This window comes from Pantoea sp. EKM103V (assembly GCF_011800365.1).
GTDB lineage: Bacteria > Pseudomonadota > Gammaproteobacteria > Enterobacterales > Enterobacteriaceae > Pantoea > Pantoea anthophila.
The window spans coordinates 139,235-163,344 of record NZ_JAALFQ010000006.1; the positions used below are offsets into that span (position 1 = coordinate 139,235).

General features: G+C 59.3%; 21 protein-coding genes. 12 read left to right on the top strand and 9 right to left on the bottom strand.

Annotated elements, in window-relative coordinates:
• Positions 1–50: 50 nt before the first annotated feature.
• On the top strand, positions 51–1,802 hold the full coding sequence (gene ggt, locus HFD97_RS14060; RefSeq protein ID WP_033736081.1) for a gamma-glutamyltransferase: 1,752 nt from the start codon (positions 51–53) through the stop codon (positions 1,800–1,802).
• A 237-nt stretch (positions 1,803–2,039) separates the two neighbouring features.
• On the opposite strand, the gene HFD97_RS14065 is transcribed toward ggt, so the two are convergent.
• Positions 2,040–2,534: a GNAT family N-acetyltransferase gene (locus HFD97_RS14065; RefSeq protein ID WP_167432105.1), complete on the bottom strand. Its 495-nt coding sequence runs from the start codon at positions 2,532–2,534 to the stop codon at positions 2,040–2,042.
• Between the two features lie 350 nt (positions 2,535–2,884).
• On the opposite strand from HFD97_RS14065, the gene HFD97_RS14070 reads away from it, so the two are divergent.
• The 4 genes from HFD97_RS14070 to gntU all read left to right on the top strand — a co-directional run bounded on the left by HFD97_RS14070 (position 2,885) and on the right by gntU (position 6,702).
• Complete coding sequence (locus tag HFD97_RS14070) at positions 2,885–3,580, top strand: pirin family protein (protein ID WP_009087765.1); 696 nt, start codon at positions 2,885–2,887, stop codon at positions 3,578–3,580.
• A gap of 103 nt (positions 3,581–3,683) precedes the next feature.
• Positions 3,684–4,679 (top strand): gluconate operon transcriptional repressor GntR, encoded by a 996-nt coding sequence (gene gntR, locus HFD97_RS14075; protein WP_009087763.1) that lies wholly within the window; start codon positions 3,684–3,686, stop codon positions 4,677–4,679.
• Between the two features lie 140 nt (positions 4,680–4,819).
• Complete coding sequence (gene gntK / locus HFD97_RS14080) at positions 4,820–5,356, top strand: gluconokinase (RefSeq protein ID WP_009087761.1); 537 nt, start codon at positions 4,820–4,822, stop codon at positions 5,354–5,356.
• A 2-nt stretch (positions 5,357–5,358) separates the two neighbouring features.
• Positions 5,359–6,702 carry a gluconate transporter gene (gene gntU / locus HFD97_RS14085; RefSeq protein ID WP_167432104.1) on the top strand — a complete coding sequence of 448 codons (1,344 nt, stop codon included), beginning with the start codon at positions 5,359–5,361 and terminating at the stop codon, positions 6,700–6,702.
• 47 nt (positions 6,703–6,749) lie between these two features.
• Here gntU and HFD97_RS14090 read toward each other — a convergent pair whose 3' ends face one another.
• Positions 6,750–7,343 (bottom strand): YhgN family NAAT transporter, encoded by a 594-nt coding sequence (locus HFD97_RS14090; RefSeq protein WP_009087757.1) that lies wholly within the window; start codon positions 7,341–7,343, stop codon positions 6,750–6,752.
• Positions 7,344–7,560: 217 nt separating this feature from the next.
• On the opposite strand from HFD97_RS14090, the gene asd reads away from it, so the two are divergent.
• Positions 7,561–8,670 (top strand): aspartate-semialdehyde dehydrogenase, encoded by a 1,110-nt coding sequence (gene asd, locus HFD97_RS14095; RefSeq protein ID WP_009087755.1) that lies wholly within the window; start codon positions 7,561–7,563, stop codon positions 8,668–8,670.
• An 80-nt stretch (positions 8,671–8,750) separates the two neighbouring features.
• Here the strand turns inward: asd and HFD97_RS14100 are convergent, their stop codons facing one another.
• Positions 8,751–8,912: a hypothetical protein gene (locus tag HFD97_RS14100; protein WP_167432103.1), complete on the bottom strand. Its 162-nt coding sequence runs from the start codon at positions 8,910–8,912 to the stop codon at positions 8,751–8,753.
• A gap of 118 nt (positions 8,913–9,030) precedes the next feature.
• On the opposite strand from HFD97_RS14100, the gene glgB reads away from it, so the two are divergent.
• From glgB to HFD97_RS14130, 6 genes are all read left to right on the top strand, one after another.
• Positions 9,031–11,214: a 1,4-alpha-glucan branching enzyme gene (glgB, locus tag HFD97_RS14105; RefSeq protein WP_009087753.1), complete on the top strand. Its 2,184-nt coding sequence runs from the start codon at positions 9,031–9,033 to the stop codon at positions 11,212–11,214.
• Complete coding sequence (gene glgX, locus HFD97_RS14110; RefSeq protein WP_167432102.1) at positions 11,211–13,193, top strand: glycogen debranching protein GlgX; 1,983 nt, start codon at positions 11,211–11,213, stop codon at positions 13,191–13,193. Before glgB ends, glgX begins: the two co-directional genes overlap by 4 nt.
• A gap of 10 nt (positions 13,194–13,203) precedes the next feature.
• Complete coding sequence (gene glgC, locus HFD97_RS14115; protein WP_009087751.1) at positions 13,204–14,496, top strand: glucose-1-phosphate adenylyltransferase; 1,293 nt, start codon at positions 13,204–13,206, stop codon at positions 14,494–14,496.
• Between the two features lie 63 nt (positions 14,497–14,559).
• Positions 14,560–15,993: a glycogen synthase GlgA gene (gene glgA, locus HFD97_RS14120; protein ID WP_167432101.1), complete on the top strand. Its 1,434-nt coding sequence runs from the start codon at positions 14,560–14,562 to the stop codon at positions 15,991–15,993.
• Between the two features lie 19 nt (positions 15,994–16,012).
• Entirely contained in the window at positions 16,013–18,460 is a 2,448-nt protein-coding gene (gene glgP / locus HFD97_RS14125) for a glycogen phosphorylase (protein WP_009087747.1), read from the top strand.
• 199 nt (positions 18,461–18,659) lie between these two features.
• Complete coding sequence (locus HFD97_RS14130) at positions 18,660–19,595, top strand: LysR family transcriptional regulator (protein ID WP_167432100.1); 936 nt, start codon at positions 18,660–18,662, stop codon at positions 19,593–19,595.
• Here HFD97_RS14130 and mdcH read toward each other — a convergent pair.
• The 6 genes from mdcH to mdcC all read right to left on the bottom strand — a co-directional run bounded on the left by mdcH (position 19,576) and on the right by mdcC (position 24,110).
• A complete protein-coding gene (mdcH, locus tag HFD97_RS14135; protein WP_140925639.1) occupies positions 19,576–20,478 on the bottom strand; it encodes a malonate decarboxylase subunit epsilon in 903 nt (300 codons plus the stop codon). The genes HFD97_RS14130 and mdcH overlap by 20 nt on opposite strands.
• Positions 20,478–21,092 (bottom strand): malonate decarboxylase holo-ACP synthase, encoded by a 615-nt coding sequence (locus HFD97_RS14140; RefSeq protein ID WP_167432099.1) that lies wholly within the window; start codon positions 21,090–21,092, stop codon positions 20,478–20,480. The genes mdcH and HFD97_RS14140 overlap by 1 nt, the downstream gene beginning before the upstream one ends.
• A gap of 1 nt (position 21,093) precedes the next feature.
• A complete protein-coding gene (locus HFD97_RS14145) occupies positions 21,094–22,053 on the bottom strand; it encodes an AEC family transporter (RefSeq protein WP_167432098.1) in 960 nt (319 codons plus the stop codon).
• A 131-nt stretch (positions 22,054–22,184) separates the two neighbouring features.
• Positions 22,185–22,985, bottom strand: coding sequence for a biotin-independent malonate decarboxylase subunit gamma (mdcE, locus tag HFD97_RS14150; protein ID WP_167432097.1), 801 nt, complete (start codon positions 22,983–22,985; stop codon positions 22,185–22,187).
• On the bottom strand, positions 22,985–23,818 hold the full coding sequence (locus HFD97_RS14155; protein WP_167432096.1) for a biotin-independent malonate decarboxylase subunit beta: 834 nt from the start codon (positions 23,816–23,818) through the stop codon (positions 22,985–22,987). The genes mdcE and HFD97_RS14155 overlap by 1 nt, the downstream gene beginning before the upstream one ends.
• Positions 23,811–24,110 (bottom strand): malonate decarboxylase acyl carrier protein, encoded by a 300-nt coding sequence (gene mdcC, locus HFD97_RS14160; protein WP_140029815.1) that lies wholly within the window; start codon positions 24,108–24,110, stop codon positions 23,811–23,813. The genes HFD97_RS14155 and mdcC overlap by 8 nt, the downstream gene beginning before the upstream one ends.

Below are 24,110 nucleotides of genomic sequence, written 5' to 3' on the forward strand. Positions count from 1 at the left end.
CTTGCAGAAATGATAAAAAAATGTAAATAACAACACGGGATGGTGACAGGATGAAAATGCAGCAAACGGTGCGTCAGCTTAGCTGGTCGCTGGTGATGAGTTTTACCGTCGTGGCGGGTGCTAATGCCGCGCCAACGCAGGCGCCGCCCGTCTCTTATGGCGTAGACAGCGACACGTTTCACCCGGTCAAAGCGCAGCACGGGATGGTGGCGTCGGTAGACGCGATGGCGACCCAGGTCGGCGTAGAGATTCTGCGTCAGGGCGGCAATGCCGTAGATGCCGCCGTCGCCGTAGGTTTTGCGCTGGCGGTCACCCATCCGCAGGCGGGCAACCTTGGCGGAGGCGGCTTTATGCTGCTGCGCACCGCCTCGGGCCGTGCCACCGCCATCGATTTCCGTGAAATGGCACCGGGACGGGCGTCGCGCGATATGTTTCTGGATAAGCAGGGCAATGCCGACAGCAAGCTGTCGCTGACCTCACATCTCGCGTCCGGTACCCCCGGCACCGTAGCGGGTCTGGCGCTGGCCGCACACAAATATGGCACTCTGCCGCTGAGCACCCTGCTGGCTCCGGCCATCCGGCTGGCGCGGGACGGCATTCCGGTTAACGATGCGCTGGCCGATGACCTGAAAACCTACGGCAAAGAGGTGCTGATCACCCATCCCAACAGCAAGGCGATCTTCTACAAGCCAGACGGCACACCGTGGCAGAAGGGCGATCGGCTGGTGCAGAAAAATCTCGCTCACAGCCTGCAACTGATCGCCCGTCAGGGGCCGGATGCCTTTTATAAAGGCGAAATTGCGGATGAGATCGCCGGAGAGATGGCACAGCACGGCGGGCTGATCACCAAAGCGGACCTGGCGGCCTATCGTGCCGTCGAGCGCAAGCCGATTAGCGGCACTTACCGTGGCTATGAGGTCTTCTCGATGCCACCGCCGTCATCCGGGGGCATTCACATCGTGCAGATCCTCAATATCCTGGAGAATTTCGATCTGGCGAAGATGGGCTTTGGCAGTGCGGATGCCATGCAGGTGATGGCGGAAGCGGAAAAATATGCCTATGCCGACCGCTCAGAGTATCTCGGCGATCCCGATTTCGTGAAGGTGCCGTGGCAGGCGCTGACCAGTAAAGCCTACGCTAAGACGCTGGCGCAGCAGATCGATGTGGCGAAAGCGCGCCCCTCCAGCGAGATCAAGCCGGGTAAACTCGACCCTTATGAAAGCAACCAGACCACCCACTTCTCGGTGGTGGATAAGCAGGGGAATGCGGTTGCGGTGACCTATACGCTGAACACCTATTTCGGCAGCGGCATTGTGGCAGGCAAGAGCGGCATTCTGATGAACAACGAGATGGATGATTTCTCTGCTAAACCCGGAACGCCTAATGTCTATGGGTTGGTGGGCGGTGAAGCGAATGCCGTGCAGCCAGCGAAACGCCCGCTGTCGTCGATGTCGCCGACTATCGTGGCCAAAGGGGGCAAAACCTGGCTGGTGACCGGCAGCCCGGGCGGCAGCCGCATTATCACCACCGTGCTGCAGATGGTGGTTAACAGCATCGATTTTGGCATGAACGTGGCGGAAGCGACTAACGCACCGCGGTTCCACCATCAGTGGCTGCCGGATCAGTTGCGGGTAGAGAAGGGCTTCAGTCCGGACACACTGCGTCTGCTGGAAGCCAGAGGTCAGCATGTGAAGGTGCTGCCTGCGATGGGCAGTACCCAGAGCATCATGATTGGGCCGGATGGCATGCTGTATGGCGCGTCTGACCCGCGCAGCATCGATGATTTAAGTGCGGGTTACTGATACAAACCTGACCCAGGTGAATCTGACAGCAATAAATAAGCTTAACGCGCAGGGAACGGGGTCAGAAGAGGAAAGCGTCCCGCGCCAGGACGGCGCGGGCCGAGCGTGTCATGGATGACGGCTTTTGCGTCTTTCCGATCTGACCCCGTTTCCTGTGCAGGCGCTGACTGACAGCGAAACGTGCCAGGGTTTTCAGCACAAAGGGCACCAGCAGGTGCCCTTTTTCATCATCACAGGTCAGGGTCTAATCCGCGCCATATAGTACGTATCGATGAGTTCACCGTCCCGTATAGCGAACCCACGCGCCGTTCCCTCAATCTCAAAACCAAATCGCTGATAAAGGGCAATGGCCGGCGCGTTGTCGACGAACACCGTCAGCTCCATTCGGCTCACCTGAAGCCAGTTATCGCACATGGCGACCATTTCACGCATCAGTGCGCTGCCGACGCCACGCTGCCGGTAACGCGCATCCACCCCCATTCCCAGTGAAGCGGCGTGACGGCGTCTGGGGCGCTCTTCCACCTTTAACGCGCTTTGCCCGACAACCTCATCATCAATGCAGGCAGCCAGCAGGTATGAATGGGGCTGAGGCGTGGCGAGGCGCGTATGCCACCCCTGCAGGGATGAATGGGGCAGGTGGAGGGTGCCGGCCTGGGTATCGGGCTGGCTGTAAATCCGGTGCAGTGCAGCGGCATCTTCGGGTATAACGTGCCGGACAACGATTTCACTCATGGTCGCTCCTTTCGCCGTTAAAAAACTTTTAAACATCAAGGTATTCAATCCGTTAATCAAGTGAAAAAGTGCGAAAACCGCTTTACAGACGCGAATGATAATGATTATTATTGTCATGCGTTCCCGGGAGGTCGCCCGACAGCCTGAGAAAGCACGACATTGCTCACATTGCTTCCAGTATTATTTAGCCAGCCAGGGCGCTGGCTTTTTTTTTGCCCGCTCTCCTTCAGCCTTTTTCAGCCACTGCGCAACCCTTGTTCAACTATTTTGAACAGAGGAGTGAAGTTTTTCAGCTATCAATCAGACCGTCTCAGGCACAGACTATGAAAAAACATTGAGGAGATCTGAAAATGATTTATGTACGCAAAGCTGAAGAACGCGGTCACGCAAACCACGGCTGGCTCGATAGCTGGCACACCTTCTCATTCGCCAACTATTACGACGCGAACTTCATGGGCTTCTCCGCGTTGCGGGTGATTAATGAAGACGTGATCGACGGCGGTCAGGGGTTTGGTACCCACCCGCATAAAGATATGGAAATCCTGACCTACGTGCTCTCCGGTACGGTTGAGCATCAGGACAGCATGGGCAACAAAGAGCAGATCCCGGCAGGGGAGTTCCAGATCATGAGCGCCGGTACTGGCGTGCGTCACTCGGAGTACAACGCCAGCGAAAGCGAACCGTTGCACCTCTATCAGATCTGGATCATTCCTGAGCGTACCGGCATTGAGCCGCGCTACGATCAGCGCCGCTTCCCGGATGTGCAGGGACGTCAGCTGGTGCTCAGCCCGGACGCCCGTGAAGGGTCGCTGAAAGTCTATCAGGACATGACTCTGTCGCGCTGGGTACTGGGTGCCGGTGAACAGGATAACGTGGCGATTGAACCCGGTCGTCGCATCTGGATCCAGGTCGTCAAAGGCAATGTGAGCGTAAACGGTAACGCGGTGACTACCAGCGATGCCCTCGCCATCTGGGATGAAAGCGCGCTTACGCTGGAAGCCAGCACGGCCGCAGAAGTTCTGCTGTTTGATCTGCCACCGGTCTGAGAAAACTGACGGGCGCACCCCGGTGCGCCCCGCTGGCAATTTTGTGACAGAAAAGTGATAGACTCATCGTACTTTAGCTTTCAGGGCGATCCCAGGCGCTACGATGAAGAAGAAAAGACCGGTATTACAGGACGTTGCCGATCGCGTCGGCATTACCAAGATGACCGTCAGCCGCTACCTGCGCAATCCTGAGCAGGTTTCTGTTGCCCTGCGGGATAAGATCGCGGTGGCACTGGATGAGCTGGGTTATATCCCTAATCGCGCCCCCGATATGCTCTCGAACGCCACCAGCCGTGCGATTGGCGTGCTGCTGCCGTCACTGACCAACCAGGTCTTTGCTGACGTTCTGCGCGGCATTGAAGCCGTCACGGATGAAGCGAACTACCAGACGCTCGTCGCCCACTTTGGTTACAACCCACAAAAAGAGGAGCTGCAACTGCGCTCGCTGCTGGGCTGGAACATTGATGGGGTAATCCTCACCGAACGCACCCATACCCCGGGCACGCTGCGCATGCTGGAAGTGGCGGGCATCCCGGTCATCGAGATGATGGACAGCGTTACGCCCTGCCTGGACATGGCGGTCGGCTTTGATAACGTCGAAGCGGCCCGGCAGATGACTCAGGCGATCCTCGGCAAAGGACATCGCCACACCGTTTATCTTGGTGCACGCCTGGATGAGCGTACCCTGCAGAAACAGCGTGGTTACGAAATCGCGATGCGCGAAGCCGGGCTGACGCCGCGCAGCGTCATGATGGAAGATGCCTCTTCATTCAGTGCCGGTGGCGATCTGCTGCGTGAGGCGCAGCGTCTCTATCCTGAAACCGACAGCCTCTTCTGTACCAACGACGACCTGGCGGTCGGCGCGATGTTTGAGTGCCAGCGCCAGGGATTGCGGGTGCCCGATCAGATGGCGATTGCCGGTTTCCATGGTCACGATATCAGTCAGGTGGTGACGCCTCAGCTGGCTACGGTACTGACGCCGCGTGATCGCATCGGGCGCGAAGCCGCAGCGCTGCTGCTGGCGCGCATCGCCGGGGAAAGCCGCGAAACGCGCATGCTCGACACCGGTTTTGCGATCAGTGAAGGCGGCAGCATCTGATTGTGGCGTTTTTATGAGTCAGCTCACACTTTGAGGCTTTTCCGGGTAAAAAGGTTGCCACGCTGTTAAGCGGCCAGGAGAATGAGAAACGACATTGTTATCGGTAACATTGGCAAATTCTCACCTGCCGGAGCAGAAAAATGACAACGCAATCCCCGTCGCATCACGTTTTTATCCTGATGGGCGTTTCAGGCAGCGGAAAGTCTGCCGTCGCCAATCAGGTCTCTCACCAGCTGAATACAGCCTTTCTTGACGGCGATTTTCTCCACCCCCGTGCCAACATTCTGAAGATGGCCGATGGTCACCCGCTGGATGACAACGATCGTCAGCCGTGGTTACAGGCCCTGAACGATGCCGCTTTTGCCATGCAGCGCACCCAGGCGATCTCCATCATTGTCTGCTCGGCCCTGAAGAAACGTTATCGCGACATTCTGCGTCAGGGAAATGACAACCTGCGTTTCATCTACCTGAAAGGGGACTTCGACACCATTGAAGCCCGCCTGAAAGCGCGCAAAGGGCACTTCTTCAAGCCGCAGATGCTGGTGACGCAGTTTGCAACGCTGGAAGCGCCAGGCAGCGACGAGCCGGATGTACTGGAAGTGGATATCACGCATTCACTGGATGAGGTTGTGGCGGCTACGGTTGCGACTATCCGGGACGCTATCAGTCAGGGTTAGAGATGAATACCGCAACACTCGTTTTGACCGCAGCAGGCTCCGTCCTGCTGCTGCTTTTTCTGGTGATGAAGGCGCGTATGCACGCCTTTGTCGCACTCATGTTAGTGTCAATTGGTGCCGGACTGTTCTCCGGCATGCCTCTGGATAAGATTGCGGACACCATGCAGAAGGGGATGGGCGGCACGCTCGGCTTCCTCGCTATCGTGGTGGCGCTGGGCGCGATGTTCGGCAAAATCCTGCATGAAACCGGGGCCGTGGATCAGATTGCTGTCCGGATGCTGAAAACCTTTGGTCAGAGCCGCGCCCACTACGCCATGGGGATTGCCGGTCTGATCTGCGCGCTGCCACTCTTCTTTGAGGTGGCTGTCGTGCTGTTGATCAGCATCGCTTTTGCCGTGGCGCGGCGAACCGGGGGCAATCTGGTGAAGCTGGTTATCCCGCTCTTTGCCGGGGTGGCTGCTGCTGCCGCGTTTCTGCTGCCGGGGCCGGCTCCGATGCTGCTGGCTTCACAGATGCACGCTGACTTTGGCTGGATGATCCTGCTGGGGCTGTGTGCGGCGATCCCCGGGATGCTGATTGCCGGGCCGCTGTTTGGCAATTTCATTGCGAAGCACGTCTCCTTCAGCGCCCCGCCGGAAGATCATCAGCCGGATGTCGATGAGAACCAGCTGCCCTCATTTGGCTTCAGCCTCTCTCTGATCCTGTTTCCGCTGGTGCTGGTCGGCCTGAAAACCATTGGCGCCCGCTTCACCACCGAAGGGACCTCGCTGTATGCGTGGCTGGAATTTATCGGCCATCCCTTCACCGCGATCCTGCTGGCGCTGCTGGTGGCGATTTATGGTCTGGCTTATCGTCAGGGCATGGATAAAGAGCGGGTGATGCAGGTGTGCGGCAGCGCGCTGCAACCGGCGGGGATTATCCTGCTGGTGATTGGCGCGGGCGGCGTGTTCAAGCAGGTGCTGGTGGACTCCGGTGTGGGTCCGGTGCTGGGCAACGCGCTGACCGGCGCGGGCCTGCCGATTGCGCTGGCCTGCTTTATCCTGTCAGGTGCGGTACGGGTCATTCAGGGGTCGGCAACGGTCGCCTGTCTGACCACGGTCGGGTTGATCATGCCGGTGATTGAACCGCTGCACTACAGCGGCGCGCAGCTGGCGGCGCTCTCGATCTGTATCGGCGGCGGCTCCATCATCATCAGTCATGTGAACGATGCCGGTTTCTGGCTGTTTGGCCGCTTTACCGGGGCCAGCGAAGCGGAAACGCTGAAGACATGGACGCTGATGGAGACGATTCTCGGCACGACCGGGGCTATCGTCGGTATGATTGCTTTCGCACTGCTCTCGTCATAGGTTGAACACTGCGCTTCCCTGATCAGCAGGGCGGCGCAGTGCCTCTTCTACAACTTCAGATACGCGCGGATGCCGTCCAGGAACATCTGGGTCGCCAGCATAATCAGTATCAACCCCATCAGACGCTCCAGCGCGTTGACCCCTTTATCACCCAGCAGACGCAGGAACAGACCTGACATCAGCAGAATGCCGACCGTCACGCCCCAGGCGATCAACAGCGCACCTACCAGGTGGGACATCTGATGTGGATACTGATGCGACAGCAGCATCAGCGTCGCCAGCAGCGACGGCCCGGCGACCAGCGGAATCGCCAGCGGCACCAGGAACGGCTCTTCCCCTGCCGGTAAACCAGAGCTGCTGCTCTCGGCCGACGGGAAAATCATCTTGATGGCGATAAGAAACAGAATGACGCCGCCGGAAATCGACACCGTCTCGGTGCGCAGATTTAAAAAGGCCAGAATGCGCTCGCCGGTAAACAGAAACAGCAGCATGATAATCAGGGCGATCAGCATTTCGCGGATCAGCACCACCCGCCGCCGTTTCGGCTCCAGATGCTTTAAAACCGACATAAAAATCGGCAGATTGCCCAGCGGATCCATAATTAACAACAATAATATTGTCGCCGAAATCATTTCAGTCATTGGTTTAACGCCATCCCGTCCGCCAGAAAGCGGAGTTATTAGTTACGCTGCTGAAAAAGTTAGCGTAATCGAATTAATTCACTTGCCACCAGGCCTGCATTTTGTAGAGTGAGCAGACAGAGGTAAATCCTATTATTACGCAGAGCGGCGTGAACATAGCACGCCGCTCTCTCCACTGAAATGAAAGCAGGTGAAATCTGCCTGAGACGGACACGACATGAAGAATGTAGGTTTTGTTGGTTGGCGCGGTATGGTCGGCTCCGTGCTGATGTCCCGCATGAGCGAAGAGCGCGATTTTGATGCAATCAATCCGGTCTTCTTCTCGACGTCGCAGCATGGTCAGGCGGCTCCGTCGTTTGCGGGCAAGCAGCAGGGCGCACTGCAGGATGCCTTTGATCTTGAGGCGCTGCGTGCGCTGGACATCATTATCACCTGTCAGGGCGGCGACTACACCAGCGATGTCTATCCTAAGCTGCGCGCCAGCGGCTGGCAGGGCTACTGGATCGATGCGGCCTCGACGCTGCGCATGCAGGACGATGCCATCATCATCCTCGATCCGGTCAACCACGCGGTGATCCGTCAGGGCATCGACCAGGGCATCAAAACCTTCGTCGGCGGTAACTGCACCGTCAGCCTGATGCTGATGTCGCTGGGCGGCCTGTTCGCGCAGGACCTGGTGGAGTGGGCCTCTGTCGCCACCTATCAGGCGGCGTCAGGCGGCGGCGCGCGCCACATGCGTGAACTGCTGACCCAGATGGGCATGCTGCACGACCACGTTGCGCCTGCGCTGCAGAATCCGGCCTCAGCAATTCTCGACATCGAGCGCAGCGTGACCGACTTCACCCGTTCCGGCACCCTGCCGACCGATAACTTCGGCGTGCCGCTGGCAGGCAGTCTGATTCCGTGGATCGACAAACAGCTGGAGAATGGCCAGAGCCGCGAAGAGTGGAAAGGCCAGGCGGAGACCAACAAGATCCTCGCGACCCGCAACGTCATTCCGGTTGATGGCTTGTGCGTGCGTGTGGGTGCACTGCGCTGCCACAGCCAGGCGTTTACCCTGAAGCTGAAACGCGATCTGCCGCTGTCTGAAATTGAACAGCTGCTGGCCTCTCATAACGAGTGGGTCAAAGTGGTGCCGAATGACCGCGAGCTGACGATGCGGGAACTGACCCCCGCGGCCGTGACCGGTACGCTGACCACGCCGGTTGGCCGTCTGCGCAAACTGAATATGGGGCCGGAGTATCTCTCCGCCTTCACGGTAGGCGACCAGCTGTTATGGGGCGCAGCCGAACCGCTGCGTCGCATGCTGCGGTTGTTAATCGACTAAGAAAAATATCGCCAAAGGCCGGATTTATCCGGCCTTTTTTTTGCTTTGCAGTACGTGAAACAACCTGCCGGACCGCTTACTCAGTGATCAGCTTCCCCTTTTTGGCGGTCGGCAAAGAATATTTTGCTTTCAGCCATGGCAACTGCTGCGACCAAGCTATGATTTAACCATGATGTGCCACAGGTTTCGCTTTTGCTTTCCGGATTAAATGGTTGTGGTACACGGCAAAACACTTTTTCCATGGAATGGCCTGACACTTTTTTGCCGTCGTACGTATGGCTCAATGAAGAGCAGCGCAGATGACGCGCGACAGGCCGTGTCGCGAGCATCTCGGCTGCCAGTTATCACAGGAAGAAAGTCATGTCAGAGCTTCCCGATCGCGAGGCGATCAATGCCCTGTTTGCGGGTAATTATGCCGATCCTTTTTCGTTACTAGGGATGCACCGAACGCCACAAGGCCTTGAAGTCAGGGCGTTGCTCCCCGAAGCGCTTGAGGTGTGGGTCATTGAGACCTCTACCGGGCGCAAGCTGGCTCAACTGGCGTGTGAAGACGCACGCGGCTTCTTCAGCGGCGTGATCCCCCGTCGCAAAAATCCGTTCCGCTATCAGCTGGCGGTGAACTGGCACGGCCAGCAAAACCTGGTTGACGATGCCTATCGCTTTGGCCCGCTGCTGCAGGAGATGGATCTGTGGCTGCTGGCCGAAGGCACCCACCTGCGTCCGTACGAAACCCTGGGCGCGCATGGTGACGTGATTGATGGCGTGACCGGTACCCGCTTCTGCGTCTGGGCGCCCAACGCCCGTCGTGTTTCCGTCGTCGGCGATTTCAATTTCTGGGATGGCCGCCGTCACCCGATGCGTCTGCGCCAGGAGCTGGGCATCTGGGAGCTGTTTGTGCCGGGTGCGGTCAACGGTCAGCTCTACAAATATGAAATCATCGACGCCAATGGCGATCTGCGTATCAAAGCGGACCCTTACGCCTTCGAAGCACAGATGCGCCCGGAGAGCGCGTCGATGATCTGCGGCCTGCCTGCGCCCGTTGAGATGAAAGCGGAGCGCAAGGCCGCCAACGGTTTCGATGCGCCGATCTCCATCTATGAAGTACATCTGGGCTCCTGGCGTCGTCATACCGACAACAATTTCTGGCTGAGCTACAAAGAGCTGGCTGAACAGCTGGTGCCCTACGTCAAAGAGATGGGCTTTACCCATATCGAACTGCTGCCGATTAACGAACATCCGTTTGACGGCAGCTGGGGCTATCAGCCGCTGGGCATGTATGCACCAACCCGCCGTTTCGGAACCCGTGACGACTTCCGCGCCTTTATCGACAGCGCCCATGCTGCCGGCCTCAACGTCCTGCTCGACTGGGTACCGGGTCACTTCCCCAACGATGACTTCGGGCTGGCGCGCTTTGACGGCACCGAGCTCTATGAGCACAGCGATCCGCGAGAAGGCTACCATCAGGACTGGAACACCCTGATCTACAACTTTGGCCGCCGGGAAGTGAGTAACTACCTGTCGGGCAATGCGCTCTACTGGACAGAACGCTTTGGCATCGATGGCCTGCGCGTGGATGCCGTCGCCTCCATGATCTACCGCGACTACAGCCGCGTCGAAGGGCAGTGGGTGCCGAATCAGTATGGTGGCCGCGAGAACCTTGAGGCGATTGAGTTCCTGCAACACACTAACCGCACGCTCGGTACCGTGGCGTCCGGCGCGGTCACGATGGCGGAAGAGTCGACGGACTACCCTGGCGTAACGCGTCCGACAGAGGGTGGCGGGCTGGGCTTCTGGTTCAAATGGAACCTGGGCTGGATGCACGACACGCTCGACTACATGCAGGTTGATCCTATCTACCGCAAGCATCATCACAACCTGATGAGCTTCGGCATGATGTACAACTACACCGAAAACTTTGTGCTGCCGCTGTCGCACGACGAAGTGGTGCACGGCAAGCGCTCCATTCTCGACCGCATGCCGGGCGATGCCTGGCAGAAGTTCGCCAATCTGCGCGCCTATTACGGCTGGATGTGGGGTTTCCCCGGCAAGAAACTGCTGTTTATGGGCAACGAGTTTGCTCAGGGCCGCGAGTGGAACCACGATGTCAGCCTGGACTGGCATCTGCTGGAAGGCGGCGATAACTGGCATCACGGCGTGCAGCGTCTGGTGCGCGATCTCAACCACACCTATCAGTACTACACGCCGCTGCATCAGCTCGACTTCGACCCGGCAGGTTTTGAGTGGCTGGTGGTCAACGATGCGGAACATTCGGTCTTCGCCTTTGTACGTCGTGACCGCGAAGGTAACGAAATCATCGTCGTCAGTAACTTTACGCCGGTGCCGCGTCCGGGCTACCGCTTTGGGGTCAATCAGCCTGGCACCTGGCGCGAAGTGCTGAACACCGACCAGCATGAGTATCACGGCAGTGATGTGCGTAATCACCGGGTGCATACCGATGAGCAGGAGAGTCACGGACGACCACAGTCGCTGAGCCTCAATCTGCCACCGCTGGCAACGGTATGGCTGGTGCGGGAGGGGGAATGACCATTACTGCCGGGGATCCCGAACCGCTGGGTGCCAGTTACGATGGCAAAGGCGTCAATTTCACCCTGTTTTCTCAGCATGCCGGGCGCGTCGAGCTCTGCCTGTTTGATGACGAGGGGCGTGAACAGCGTCTTGATCTGCCTGGCCGCAGCGGGGATATCTGGCATGGTTATGTTCCGGCGCTGAAGCCGGGGCAGCGTTACGGCTACCGGGTGCATGGCCCCTGGACGCCGCAGCAGGGACACCGCTTTAATCCGGCGAAGCTGCTGGTCGATCCCTGCGCCCGCGCGGTTGAGGGCGACGTCCCGGATGACCCGCTGTTTCAGGGCGGCGAGGCGCAGCCCGATCCGCATGACAACGCGGCCATCGCGCCGAAGTCACGGGTGGTGGCGGAAGATTTCGACTGGCAGGACGATGTCGCCCCGCGCACGCCGTGGGGTAACACGGTGATTTACGAAGCGCACGTTCGCGGGCTGACGAAGCAGCATCCGGAAATTCCGGAAACGCTGCGCGGGACTTACGCGGCGCTGGGTCATCCTGTTATGGTGAACTACCTGCGCGATCTCGGCATTACGGCGCTGGAGCTACTGCCAGTGGCCCATTTTGCCAGCGAGCCGCGCCTGCTCCAGCTCGGCCTGAGTAACTACTGGGGCTACAACCCCTTTGCGCTCTGGGCGGTCGATCCGCGTTACGCCTCTGGTCAGCCAGGCGTCACGCCGCTGCAGGAGTTTCAGCAGGCGGTAAAAAACCTGCACGCCGCGGGTATCGAAGTGCTGCTGGATGTGGTGTTCAACCACACCGCCGAACTGGATGAGATCGGCCCGACGATCTCGATGCGCGGCATCGACAACGCCAGCTACTACTGGCTGGATGAGCAGGGCGGCTATCAGAACTGGACCGGCTGCGGCAACACGCTGAATATCCACCATCCACAGGTGATGGCGTGGACCTTAGAGGCGCTGCGCTACTGGGTGCGGGTCTGTCACGTTGATGGCTTCCGCTTTGACCTTGCGCCGGTGCTGGGCCGCACGCCCGATTACCGGCGTGATGCCCCTTTTTTCGCGGCGATACGCGCCTGTCCGCTGCTCTCTCAGGTCAAGCTGATTGCGGAACCCTGGGATATCGGCCCTGACGGCTATCAGGTTGGCCGTTTTCCGCCACCCTTTGCCGAATGGAACGATCAGTTTCGCGACACCGCGCGTCGCTACTGGCTGCATGGCGCAATGAGCAACGGCGAGTTTGTCCGTCACTTTGCCGCCTCCAGCGATCTCTACCAGCACGATGACCGTCTGCCCCACGCCACGGTTAACCTGATCACCGCGCATGACGGCTTTACGCTGTGGGATGTGGTGAGCTTCGAACGCAAACACAACGAAGCCAACGGGGAAGATAACCGCGACGGTCACGGCGATAACTACAGCCACAATCACGGCAAAGAGGGGCTGAACGTCAGTTTTGACGTCACGGAACGTCGCCGCCGCAGCGTGCGGGCACTGCTCACCACGCTGCTGCTGTCACAGGGCACGCCGATGCTGCTGGCGGGCGATGAGCGCGGCCACACGCAGCGCGGCAATAATAATGCTTACTGTCAGGACAACGCCCTCAGCTGGCTTGACTGGCAGGCGGATGAGAAGGGATTGGTCGGATTCACCGCCGCACTGATTCGTCTGCGCCAGCGCATACCGGCGCTGACCGCGGATCGCTGGTGGCAGGAGGGTGATGGCAATGTGCAGTGGCTCAATGCCGGTGGCCAGCCACTGCAGCACGATGAATGGGCACAGGGGCTGCACAGATTGCAGATCCTGCTGTCTGGCCGCTGGTTAATAACAATAAACGCCACGGATACGGTGAATGACATCGTGTTACCAGACGGAGAATGGCGTGCCCTTCCTCCTTTCGCCGGGGACGACAACCCCATCCTGCTAACTGTCTGGCATGGTCCCGCACACGGTGTGTGCGTGTTCCAAAAGCAATCATAAGGAGTCAGACATGGTTAAGTTAGATAGAACAGAACACCTGATGCTGGCCCGCCAGCTCCCTACACAGACGGTTGCTCTGATCCTCGCCGGCGGACGCGGCACGCGGCTGGTCGATTTAACGGCCAAACGTGCCAAACCGGCGGTGCATTTCGGCGGCAAGTTCCGCATTATCGACTTTGCCCTCTCCAACTGCGTCAACTCCGGTATCCGGCGGATTGGCGTCATTACACAGTATCAGTCCCATACCCTGACTCAGCATATCCAGCGTGGCTGGTCGATCTTCAATGAAGAGATGAATGAGTTTGTCGATTTGCTGCCAGCGCAGCAGCGCTTTTCGACCGAACAGTGGTATCGCGGCACGGCCGATGCCGTGACGCAGAACCTTGATGTGATTCGCCGCTATCAGGCGCAGTACATCGTGATCCTTGCCGGGGACCACATTTATAAGATGGATTATTCACGCATGCTGCTGGACCACGTGGTGAACGAGGCGAAATGTACCATCGCCTGTTTACCGGTACCGGTGCATGAAGCCACGGCGTTTGGCGTGATGGCGGTGAATGAGGAGAACATGGTGATCGACTTCGTGGAGAAACCCGCGAAGCCGCCCACTATGCCAGGTGATGACACGCAGTCGCTCGCCAGCATGGGGATCTACGTCTTCAACGCGGATTATCTCTATGAGCTGCTGGAAGCGGATCTGCAGACGCCAGGCTCTAACCACGACTTCGGCAAAGATATCCTGCCGAAAGTGGTGGCAAGCGGCGAAGGCTATGCGCACTCCTTTGCGCTCTCCTGCGTCCAGAACGATGACAACGCGCCGCCTTACTGGCGCGACGTCGGGACGCTGGAAGCCTACTGGCGCGCCAATCTCGATCTGGCCTCGGTGATGCCTGAGCTGGATATGTATGACGTCACCTGGCCTATCCGTACCCACATGGAGCCGCTGCCCCCCGCGAAATTTGTTCAGGATCGTTCCGGCAGTCACGGGATGACGATGAACTCGCTGGTGTCGGGCGGCTGCATTATCTCCGGTTCGGTCGTGGTCAACTCGGTGCTGTTCCCCCGGGTTCGGGTTAACTCGTTTTGCAATATTGATTCAACCGTTCTGCTGCCGGATGTGGTGGTGGGTCGCTCGTGTCGTCTGCGCCGCTGCGTGATTGATCGCGCCTGTGAGTTACCGGAAGGCATGGTGATTGGTGAAAATCCGGATGAAGACAGTCGCCGGTTTCACCGTTCGGATGAAGGGATCGTACTGGTCACCCGCGCCATGCTGGCCAGGCTGGCCAAAGCGGGGCTGTAAGCGATAAGCGGAACTTACGCAATCGGCACGCGGAGCGTGCCGGATAACTTAATGAGGTCGAGGATGCAGGTTTTACATGTCTGTTCAGAACTTTTCCCGCTGCTTAAAACGGGCGGACTGGCTGATGTAGTCGGGGCATTACCTCAGGCGCAGATTGCGGGCGGCACAGACACGCGGGTGCTGCTGCCGGCGTTTCCTGCATTGCGCAAAGGCATACCTGATCTCCAGAGGGTGACAGAGCGAGAGACATTTGCCGGTCATATACGTCTGTTATATGGTGAATTTAACGGTGTGGGCATCTATCTGATCGATGCCCCTGACCTCTACGACCGTCCCGGTAGCCCTTATCATGACGAGTCGCAGTTTGCCTATGTCGATAACTACCTGCGCTTCGCGCTGCTGGGCTGGGTCGGCTGCGAACTGGCGTGCGGTATGGATTCGATGTGGCGTCCCGATATCGTCCATGCCCATGACTGGCACGCAGGCCTTACCTGCGCCTATCTGGAAGCGCGCGGCCGGCCAGCCAAATCGGTGTTTACCGTGCACAACCTGGCCTATCAGGGACTGTTCTCGGCGCACCACATGGATCAGATTGGCCTGCCGTGGTCGTTCTTTAACATGCATGGGCTGGAGTTTTACGGGCAGATCTCCTTCCTGAAGGCGGGACTCTTCTACGCCGATCACGTGACGGCGGTCAGCCCGACCTACGCCCATGAGATTACCTCTGCGGAGTTTGGTTACGGCATGGAAACGCTGCTGGCGCAGCGGATGCGGGAAGGGCGGCTGAGCGGGATCCTCAACGGTGTCGACCCGACCATCTGGGACCCGGCCCACGACCTGCTGCTCAGCGCGCGCTACAACCGCGACACGCTGGAAGCCAAAGCGGAAAACAAACGGCAGCTGCAGGTGGCGATGGGGCTGAAGGTTGATGACAAAGCGCCGGTGTTCTGCGTGATCAGCCGCCTGACCAAACAGAAAGGCCTGGACCTGGTGCTGGAGGCGCTCCCTGGCCTGCTGGCGCAGGGCGGTCAGCTGGTGCTGCTGGGACAGGGCGATGCCGAACTGCAGCAGGGCTTCCTGGCCGCGGCAGCAGAGCATCCGGGCAGCGTGGGTGTGCAGATTGGCTATCACGAGGCGTTTTCACACCGCATCGTCGGTGGTGCCGATGTGATCGTGGTGCCGAGCCGCTTTGAGCCCTGCGGCCTGACGCAGCTGTATGGCCTGAAATATGGCACGCTGCCGCTGGTGCGCCGCACCGGCGGACTGGCAGATACGGTTAACGACAGCTCGCTGGAAAACCTGGCGGATGGGATTGCCAGTGGCTTCAGCTTTGAAGATGCTAACGCCTGGTCGCTGTTGCGGGCGATTCGCCGCGCGTTTGTGTTGTGGTCTCGCCCTTCACTGTGGCGTTATGTTCAGCGACAGGCGATGGGCATGGATTTCAGCTGGCAGGTGGCCGCACAGGCCTACCGCGATCTCTACCAGCGTCTGATGTAACGGATGGGGAAAACCGGATATGAATGCACCTTTCACTTACGCTTCACCCACGCTGACGGTTGATGCTTTAAAGCATTCGATTGCGTACAAACTGATGTTTACCATCGGCAAAGACCCCTCTATTGCCAACAAGCATGAGTGGCTGAACGCCGCGCTGCTGGCGGTTCGCGATCGGATGGTGGAGCGCTGGCTGCGTTCCAGCCGCGCTCAGCTGTCGCAGGATGTGCGGCAGGTTTACTACCTGTCGATGGAGTTCCTGATGGGGCGCACCCTGGGGAATGCGCTGCTGGCGATGGGGATCTATGACGATCTCAACCAGGCCCTCGACGAAATGGGGCTGGATCTGGCCGAGCTGATGGAGGAGGAGAACGATCCGGGCTTAGGCAACGGCGGTCTGGGCCGTCTGGCGGCCTGTTTCCTCGATTCGCTGGCGACGCTGGGTATGCCGGGCCGCGGCTATGGCATCCGTTACGATTACGGCATGTTCAAACAGAACATTGTGGAAGGTGAGCAGAAAGAGTCGCCCGATTACTGGCTTGAGTATGGCAATCCGTGGGAATTTCAGCGATTCAACACCCGCTACAAGGTGCGTTTCGGCGGCCGCGTCCAGCACGAAGGGGCCAAAGTGCGCTGGCTGGAGACCGAAGAGATCCTGGCGATGGCCTATGACCAGATCATCCCGGGCTTCGACACCGACGCCACCAACACGCTGCGCCTCTGGGGCGCGCAGGCCAGTAACGAAATCAACCTCGGTAAGTTCAACCAGGGCGACTACTTTGCGGCGGTGGAAGATAAAAACCACTCCGAAAACGTTTCACGCGTCCTCTATCCCGATGACTCCACCTATTCCGGGCGCGAGTTGCGTCTGCGTCAGGAGTACTTCCTGGTATCCGCCACGGTGCAGGACATTCTGAATCGTCACTGGCGCATGCATCAGACCTGGGACAACCTGGCGGATAAGATCGCCATCCACCTGAATGACACGCACCCGGTGCTGGCGATCCCCGAACTGATGCGCCTGCTGATCGACGAGCATAAATTCAGCTGGGACAGCGCCTTTGACGTCTGCTGTCAGGTCTTCTCCTATACCAACCATACGCTGATGACCGAAGCGCTGGAGACCTGGCCGGTGGATATGATCGGCAAGATCCTGCCGCGTCATCTCAGCATTATTTTTGAAATTAACGACTTCTTCCTCAAGACGATTCAGGATCACTATCCTGACGATCTGGATCTGCTGTCGCGCATTTCGATCATCGACGAGAACGACGGTCGCCGGGTACGCATGGCCTGGCTGGCGGTGGTGGTCAGCCATAAAGTGAATGGCGTTTCAGAGCTGCACTCCAACCTGATGGTGCAGTCGCTATTTGCAGACTTCTCTCGCCTGTTCCCGGGCCGCTTCTGCAACAAAACCAACGGCGTCACTCCGCGTCGCTGGCTGGCGCTGGCTAACCCGGCGCTGTCAGAGGTGCTGGATGAGGAGATTGGCCGCAACTGGCGCACCGACCTCAGCCAGCTGGATGAGCTGAAAGCGCAGATCGACTACCCGGCGTTTATCGAGAAAGTGGCGATTGCCAAGCATCAGAACAAGCGCCGGCTGGCCGAGTGGGTGGCAAAAAACCTGGATGTGGTGCTCGACCCGAATGCGCTGTTTGATGTGCAGATCAAGCGTATTCACGAGTACAAGCGTCAGCTGCTTAACGTGCTGCATGTGATCACCCGATACAACCGTATCAAGGCCGATCCACAGGCGGACTGGGTGCCGCGCGTCAATATTTTTGCCGGTAAAGCGGCCTCCGCCTACTACGTTGCCAAACACATTATCCATCTGATCAACGATGTCGCCAACATCATCAACAACGATCCGCAGGTGAAGAACAAACTGAAAGTGGTCTTCATCCCGAACTACAGCGTGAGTCTGGCACAGATCATCATTCCGGCCGCCGATCTCTCTGAGCAGATCTCGACCGCCGGAACGGAAGCGTCCGGCACCAGTAACATGAAGTTTGCCCTGAATGGCGCGCTGACGATCGGCACGCTGGATGGTGCCAACGTGGAGATGCTGGATCACGTCGGTGAAGAGAACATCTTCATCTTCGGCAATACCACGCCGCAGGTAGAAGCCCTGCGACAGGGCGGCTACAACCCGCGTGACTATTACGAGGGCGATGAAGAGCTGCATCAGGTGCTGACGCAGATCGCGTCGGGCGTCTTCAGCCCGCAGGATCCGGGTCGCTACCGCAACCTGTTCGATTCGCTGGTGAACTTCGGCGACCACTACCAGTTACTGGCCGATTATCGCAGCTATGTGGATACGCAGGACAAGGTGGATGCGCTCTACCGTAAGCCGGAAGAGTGGCAGCGCCGTGCGGCGAAAAATATCGCCGGCATGGGTTACTTCTCGTCTGACCGGACGATTCAGGAGTATGCCGATGAGATCTGGAACATTTCACCGATAAGGCTGTAAGGCGCGCGCCGTCCATTCATCTGCTCTGCGGCCGGGAAACCGGCCGCACTTTTTTCTGCCCGTTCCGCTCCTCCCTGACCTCCGCAGATTCCGCCTTCAGCCGCAGTAAATCATCCGGCTGCGAGCCAGATCATTACACGCTGGCGGAGAATCGCTACTATGCGGAAAAGCAAAATGACCTTACAGGCAACAGCAGCCCATGAGTGACAATATCAATCAGGAAATTACCTTCCGGAAGCTCAGCGTCTTCATGATGTATATGACGAAAGGCAATATCGCCCGCACGGCGGAAGCGCTGGAGCTGAGCAGCGTCAGCGTGCACCGCGCGCTGCATACGCTGGAAGAGGGCATCGACTGCCCGCTGTTTATCCACAAAGGGCGCAATCTGGTGCCGCTGCCCGCCGCCTGGACGCTGCTGGACTATTGTCGCGACGTCACGGCCCTGATGGGCAAAGGCATTGAGGAGGCCCGCAAAGTGGCGGGTATCGGCGGAGGACGGCTGCGGCTTGGCACACTCTACTCGCTGACCCTGGAGACCATTCCCCGGCTGATCATGGGCATGAAACTGCGCCGGCCGACGCTGGAGCTGGATCTGACCATGGGCTCTAACCAGATGCTGCTGAATATGCTGGAAGATGATGCGCTGGACGCGATCCTGATTGCCACCCATGAGGGCGAACTCAGCGAGGCCCGGTTTGATGTGATCCCGCTGTTCGAGGACACGATTTGTCTGGCGGCACCGGCTGGCGAAACGGGCAGCGGCGACGCGCCGGTCGATCTGCGTGACTATGCCGACCGCGATTTTGTCTCGCTGGCCGAGGGGTTTGCCACCTATGCCGGTTCGCAGGAGGCGTTTCAGATCGCGGGATTTGAACCACGCATGGTGACGAAGGTGAATGACATCTTCTCCATGATCAGTCTGGTGCAGGCGGGCGTCGGCCTGGCGCTGATCCCGGGAAGGATGCGGAAAGTCTATGAAAACAATATCCAGCTGCTGACGCTCGCGGCGCCTTACCAGATGCGACAGCAGGTTGCGATTGTCTATTCGCATCGCCGCGAACGCGACAATGACCTGCTGGCCCTGGCGGCAGAAGGGCGCATGTATGCCCGTAACCTTACCGTTCCAGCCGTTTAGCCAGATGACCTGCCACGTCGACGCCGTTGCGTTCCAGGCTGATTGCATCGCCCTGCCAGCCCGCCTGCAGGGTCAGGCCGGTCAGCACATTGCCTGGCGGCATCTCAATCGCCAGACGGGCATCGCGCTGGTTAGCCGAGACCATGGTGTCATACCACTGCACGGTCCGTGCCATATTGAACGCCAGATCCTCCGCGATCTTCTCCGGGTCGTGGATCACCCGTGCGGTTGAGCCGCTGAGGTAAGCACAATCGGGACGGGAGAGGCGCACGGATTCAAACGCACGCGCCAGTTCTGCCGCCGGTTTGTCCAGCAGCGCGCAGTGCGACGGCACGCTTACCGCCAGTCTGATCGCCTTACTGGCACCTGCCTCCAGCGCCTTTTGCGCCACCCTCGCCATATCCTCATCACGACCGGCAATCACTATCTGCGTTTCGGCATTGAGATTGGCAATGTAAGTGTGGCTGCCAGGCAGCAGCGTTTCCAGATGCGTCAGCGTCAGGCCGGTGATCGCCGTCAGGCCATATCCCTGCGGATAAGCCTGCTCCATCAGGTCGCCGCGCAATGCCACCAGCCGCAGGGCGTCGCTGAAATCGAGCGCACCTGACACCACTGCCGCCGGAAATGCGCCAATCGACAGACCGCTGACAATATCCGGCTTCACCCCGCGACGTATCAGCTCGTGCGCCCAGGCGACCCCGCTGATCAGCAGGCTGAGCTGGACGGCGCGGGTGTGCTGCAGGGCGTCATCGCTGTCGAGCCTGTCAGTTTCGTCGCCCAGTACCGCCCGCACGCGGGCTAACAGCGCCTCGCCGTCAGGCAGATGCTGCAGCATGCCGGCTCGCTGGGTGCCCTGGCCGGGAAAGGTAAAGAGTATTTTCATTAGGTTTCTCTGCTCCAGGGTGAAGCGGTCAGCAGGGGGCCGGTGTCGGTTTTCAGCAGCACCTGTCCCTCGCGCAGCCACTCGTTGAGGGCAAACGCACCGGCAGGCGTTTCCACCTGGGTATCCACCCGGCACGCCAGCGCGTCGGTCTGGTTCTGCCACCGTTGCAGCGCAGCCCGGTCCAGAGGCTGCGGGGCGCGGATCACCAGATCGAGATCGCTGGCGGCGTGCAGCGTGGGCTGCTGCGTCGCCAGCGCATAACCGGTGCTGCCGGTGATCCCCCAGCGCCACGGCCACTCCGCCTCACTCAGCACGATCGCCGCGCGAACCGGGGCAAAGGCGCTGAAAGGGGAAGCCTGCAGCAGGGTGCGATCGGCCAGCCTCTCCGGCGTTATCACCCGGACAATATCGTCCGGATGAATCCATCCGGCGGCACGCTGCTCCCGCCGTTCACCGCGCACCCCAATCGGGATCAGGCCGGATTCGCGATGATCGCGCCGCACCACCACCGGCAGGCCGGGATGCCAGAACGTCCCGACCCAGCACGCTGAGATCGTGGCTAATGCGCTGCGGTCACGCAGCCAGAGCAGATCGTGGGGGCAGGGCGCGGTCATATTACATTCCTGATGTCAGCGTAATGAACAGGGGCAACGACAGAATAGAGAGCACCGAACTTAACAGCAGCACGGCTTCAGCATCCGGCGACTGAACGCCAAAGCGGTTGCCGAACACTACACCAAAGAAACCGGCCGACAGCGCAATCATCAGGATCGCGGTGATCGCCACTGGGCCGTTCAGCCCCAGCGCCAGCACCAGACCCCAGGCAATCACGGGCTGAATCAGCAGTTTCGCCACCGTACCGACGCCCACGACGGCGTTGAGTTTCAGCTGACGGGCAGAAAGGATCACACCGGTCAGGAACAGCGCCGCCGCGGTGGCGGCCAGGCCCAGCGGCTTAATAGCCGAAAGCACCAGCTCCGGCATTCTGACGCCCAGCGCAGAGAGCACCACGCCCAGCAGCGGACCCCAGACGATCGGTTTTTTAACGGAGCGCCACATGAGCACCGGCAGCATGGTCAGCGTCGACCCCACATTCTCACCCGCACTGCGCGCTTTTTCCCGCTCCAGAATCAGCAGGCAGAAGGGCGTCATCAGCACCGAACCGCAGGCGATAGAGACAGCGACCGAGAGCGAGGTGGATGAGCCTTCGCCCAGCACGCTGCCCAGAATCGGCAGGCCCAGCGCCGCGTAATTGGGTAAGGCGACGGTCAGCGTCAGCACCGCCGCATCCTGTGGCGACTTTTTAAATACGCCGGTGGCCAGGAAATAGATCGCCGCATAGGTGATCCACATCGCTCCGGTCAGGACCACAATCAGCGGCGACTGCGCCACAATCCCGGCCCAGGGTGTCTGCACCGTGGCGCTGAACAGCGCGGCGGGCAGCGCAAAATCCATCACGAAAATATTCAGCAGCGAAACGTCTTTGTTATTGACCATTCCGCACTTACCGGCCCAGAAACCCAGCAGCATAATGACAAAGATAGGCGCAAGGGCATGCACAATTATATAAATCATAAATCACCTGTTATTAAGAAAGAATTTTCCAAAAAACAGCGATGTTTATAATTCTGAACACGGCCACTGCGCCGGGGCGCTGTGACACGCCCCGTCAGACCGGATTCGGCAGGTTTATTTTTTTTATCGGTTTACCAGGTCGCGCGCATACGCTCGCGCACCAGGGAAGAGCTGTGACGGTTGGAGGCACCCAGACGGTTTTTCAGGCTCGGGTCCTGACGGGCATTGCCGATCGCCTTGTGCAGCGCGATTTCCACCATCGCCACGTCGGCGTCAGACGGCGCATCGGGATTGCCCACGTTCAGCAGATCGGAGAGCAGACCCAGCGTGGCGAAGTTATTCACGTCATAGGCCATGGGGGGGATGGTGGCGGCCAGTTTCTCCAGCGACTCCACCGAACGCAGCGTGATACGCGCCGCCGACGCTTTGCCCATGGCGTGAACCAGCACGCCCTGATCGTTAAGCGCAATCAGGCGGTTAGCCTGATAGCCGTGTGCCAGGAACGCACCGGACATCGCCTTGCCGACAATCAGCCCGATGACCGGATGGCCGGCCAGGCGCGCGTTAGCATAGGCACCCGCTGCGCCCGCCAGCGCCTGATGAATACCAAATGCCTCTTCACGGCGACCATAGGCCTGACTCGGCACGTCGATGACCGCCACAATCGGGCGTTTCACGGCGCTGTTTTTATCCTCTTCCCGCGTTTCATTCACCACTTTTGCCAGCGTCCAGCCCTCCAGCAGACCCACTTCCCCCTGCGCGGCGCGCGGATAGTGGTTCTGTGCATCGGGCACCACGGCGATGAAGCGGACGTTTTCGCCATTCAGCTGGCCGTCAGCCACCTGAACAGAGGCGCACAGGCCACTGAGACGCTGTGCATGAGGTGCGAGTTTTTCCAGCCAGGTTGCACCGCGGCTGCTTGTCTGGGTCATTATTTCTCCTCCCGGGCGAAAAGCTGTTTGATCTGGGCGGTGTCCGCCTGCTGGCGGGTGTCGAACCGCGTCAGACGTGACAGGAAGTCGGCATAGTTGTCGCTGCGGTGCTGCGCCGGTACGCCTCTGGCAATGAAGTCATTCATCGCGGTTTTTACGGCGTTGATGCCGTCATCCACCAGCGCATCCACCAGTCCACTGGCGTAGCGGATTTCGCCCCCGGTCATGCTCCAGATAAAGGGCCGATCGCGCGAGTCATACTCTTCAATGCCCGCCTCCTGCTCAATGACCTGTGGGCCGTTCAGGCCCAGGCGCGCTTCCCGTGTCACGATCAGGTAGCTGCACAGCGCGGCGGCAATCGACATCCCGCCGAAGCAGCCAACGGTGCCGCTGATGATGCCGATCACCGGGGTGTAGCGACGCAGATCGACAATCGCGGCATGAATATCCGCAATCGCCGCCAGGCCAAGATTCGCTTCCTGTAAGCGCACGCCACCGGTTTCCAGGCAGAGCACCGCCTGCGTCGGAATGCCGTTGCGGTTGTCTTCCGCCGCCAGCTCCAGCGCCGCCGCCATTTTCGCCCCGGAGACTTCGCCCATGCTGCCGCCCTGGAAGGTGCCTTCGATGGCGATAACCACCGCAGGCTGACCGTTCAGTGTGCCGCGTGCCACGACCATGCCGTCATCGGACTGCGGCACCACGCCCTGCGGGGCCAGCCATGGCGACATAATGCCCTCAAAGGGATCCAGCAGTTCGCGATAGCTGCCGGCATCCAGCAGCGTACGGGCGCGTTCACGCGCCCGTAATTCAATAAAACTGGCGTCGTTACGCATGGCTTACCTCTTCAAAAACCTGTTCAAGACGGATACGAGCCACACCGGGTGTGGCACCGAAATCGTGAATAATCAGTTCGCCGGCCGGCAGGCCGTTGATCAAATTCAGGCGGTCAAACAGCGCCTTCCAGCGGGCGTCGCTGTTATCCAGTGAGGTGGTGATATCAACGTTCAGCGTGTCGCCCTGGGTTGCGGTGTACAGTACTTCCATATCACCGGAACCCACGACCCCGGCCAGCGCTCTGCCATTGAGCAGGCGGTTAGCGGGTAAAGATAATGTGATGTGTTCCAT

Coding starts and splice junctions, on each gene's coding strand:
- ggt (WP_033736081.1), top strand. CDS start 51: ATGAAAATGCAGCAAACGGTGCGTCAGCTTAGCTGGTCGCTGGTGATG.
- HFD97_RS14065 (WP_167432105.1), bottom strand. CDS start 2,534: ATGAGTGAAATCGTTGTCCGGCACGTTATACCCGAAGATGCCGCTGCA.
- HFD97_RS14070 (WP_009087765.1), top strand. CDS start 2,885: ATGATTTATGTACGCAAAGCTGAAGAACGCGGTCACGCAAACCACGGC.
- gntR (WP_009087763.1), top strand. CDS start 3,684: ATGAAGAAGAAAAGACCGGTATTACAGGACGTTGCCGATCGCGTCGGC.
- gntK (WP_009087761.1), top strand. CDS start 4,820: ATGACAACGCAATCCCCGTCGCATCACGTTTTTATCCTGATGGGCGTT.
- gntU (WP_167432104.1), top strand. CDS start 5,359: ATGAATACCGCAACACTCGTTTTGACCGCAGCAGGCTCCGTCCTGCTG.
- HFD97_RS14090 (WP_009087757.1), bottom strand. CDS start 7,343: ATGACTGAAATGATTTCGGCGACAATATTATTGTTGTTAATTATGGAT.
- asd (WP_009087755.1), top strand. CDS start 7,561: ATGAAGAATGTAGGTTTTGTTGGTTGGCGCGGTATGGTCGGCTCCGTG.
- HFD97_RS14100 (WP_167432103.1), bottom strand. CDS start 8,912: ATGGAAAAAGTGTTTTGCCGTGTACCACAACCATTTAATCCGGAAAGC.
- glgB (WP_009087753.1), top strand. CDS start 9,031: ATGTCAGAGCTTCCCGATCGCGAGGCGATCAATGCCCTGTTTGCGGGT.
- glgX (WP_167432102.1), top strand. CDS start 11,211: ATGACCATTACTGCCGGGGATCCCGAACCGCTGGGTGCCAGTTACGAT.
- glgC (WP_009087751.1), top strand. CDS start 13,204: ATGGTTAAGTTAGATAGAACAGAACACCTGATGCTGGCCCGCCAGCTC.
- glgA (WP_167432101.1), top strand. CDS start 14,560: ATGCAGGTTTTACATGTCTGTTCAGAACTTTTCCCGCTGCTTAAAACG.
- glgP (WP_009087747.1), top strand. CDS start 16,013: ATGAATGCACCTTTCACTTACGCTTCACCCACGCTGACGGTTGATGCT.
- HFD97_RS14130 (WP_167432100.1), top strand. CDS start 18,660: ATGAGTGACAATATCAATCAGGAAATTACCTTCCGGAAGCTCAGCGTC.
- mdcH (WP_140925639.1), bottom strand. CDS start 20,478: ATGAAAATACTCTTTACCTTTCCCGGCCAGGGCACCCAGCGAGCCGGC.
- HFD97_RS14140 (WP_167432099.1), bottom strand. CDS start 21,092: ATGACCGCGCCCTGCCCCCACGATCTGCTCTGGCTGCGTGACCGCAGC.
- HFD97_RS14145 (WP_167432098.1), bottom strand. CDS start 22,053: ATGATTTATATAATTGTGCATGCCCTTGCGCCTATCTTTGTCATTATG.
- mdcE (WP_167432097.1), bottom strand. CDS start 22,985: ATGACCCAGACAAGCAGCCGCGGTGCAACCTGGCTGGAAAAACTCGCA.
- HFD97_RS14155 (WP_167432096.1), bottom strand. CDS start 23,818: ATGCGTAACGACGCCAGTTTTATTGAATTACGGGCGCGTGAACGCGCC.
- mdcC (WP_140029815.1), bottom strand. CDS start 24,110: ATGGAACACATCACATTATCTTTACCCGCTAACCGCCTGCTCAATGGC.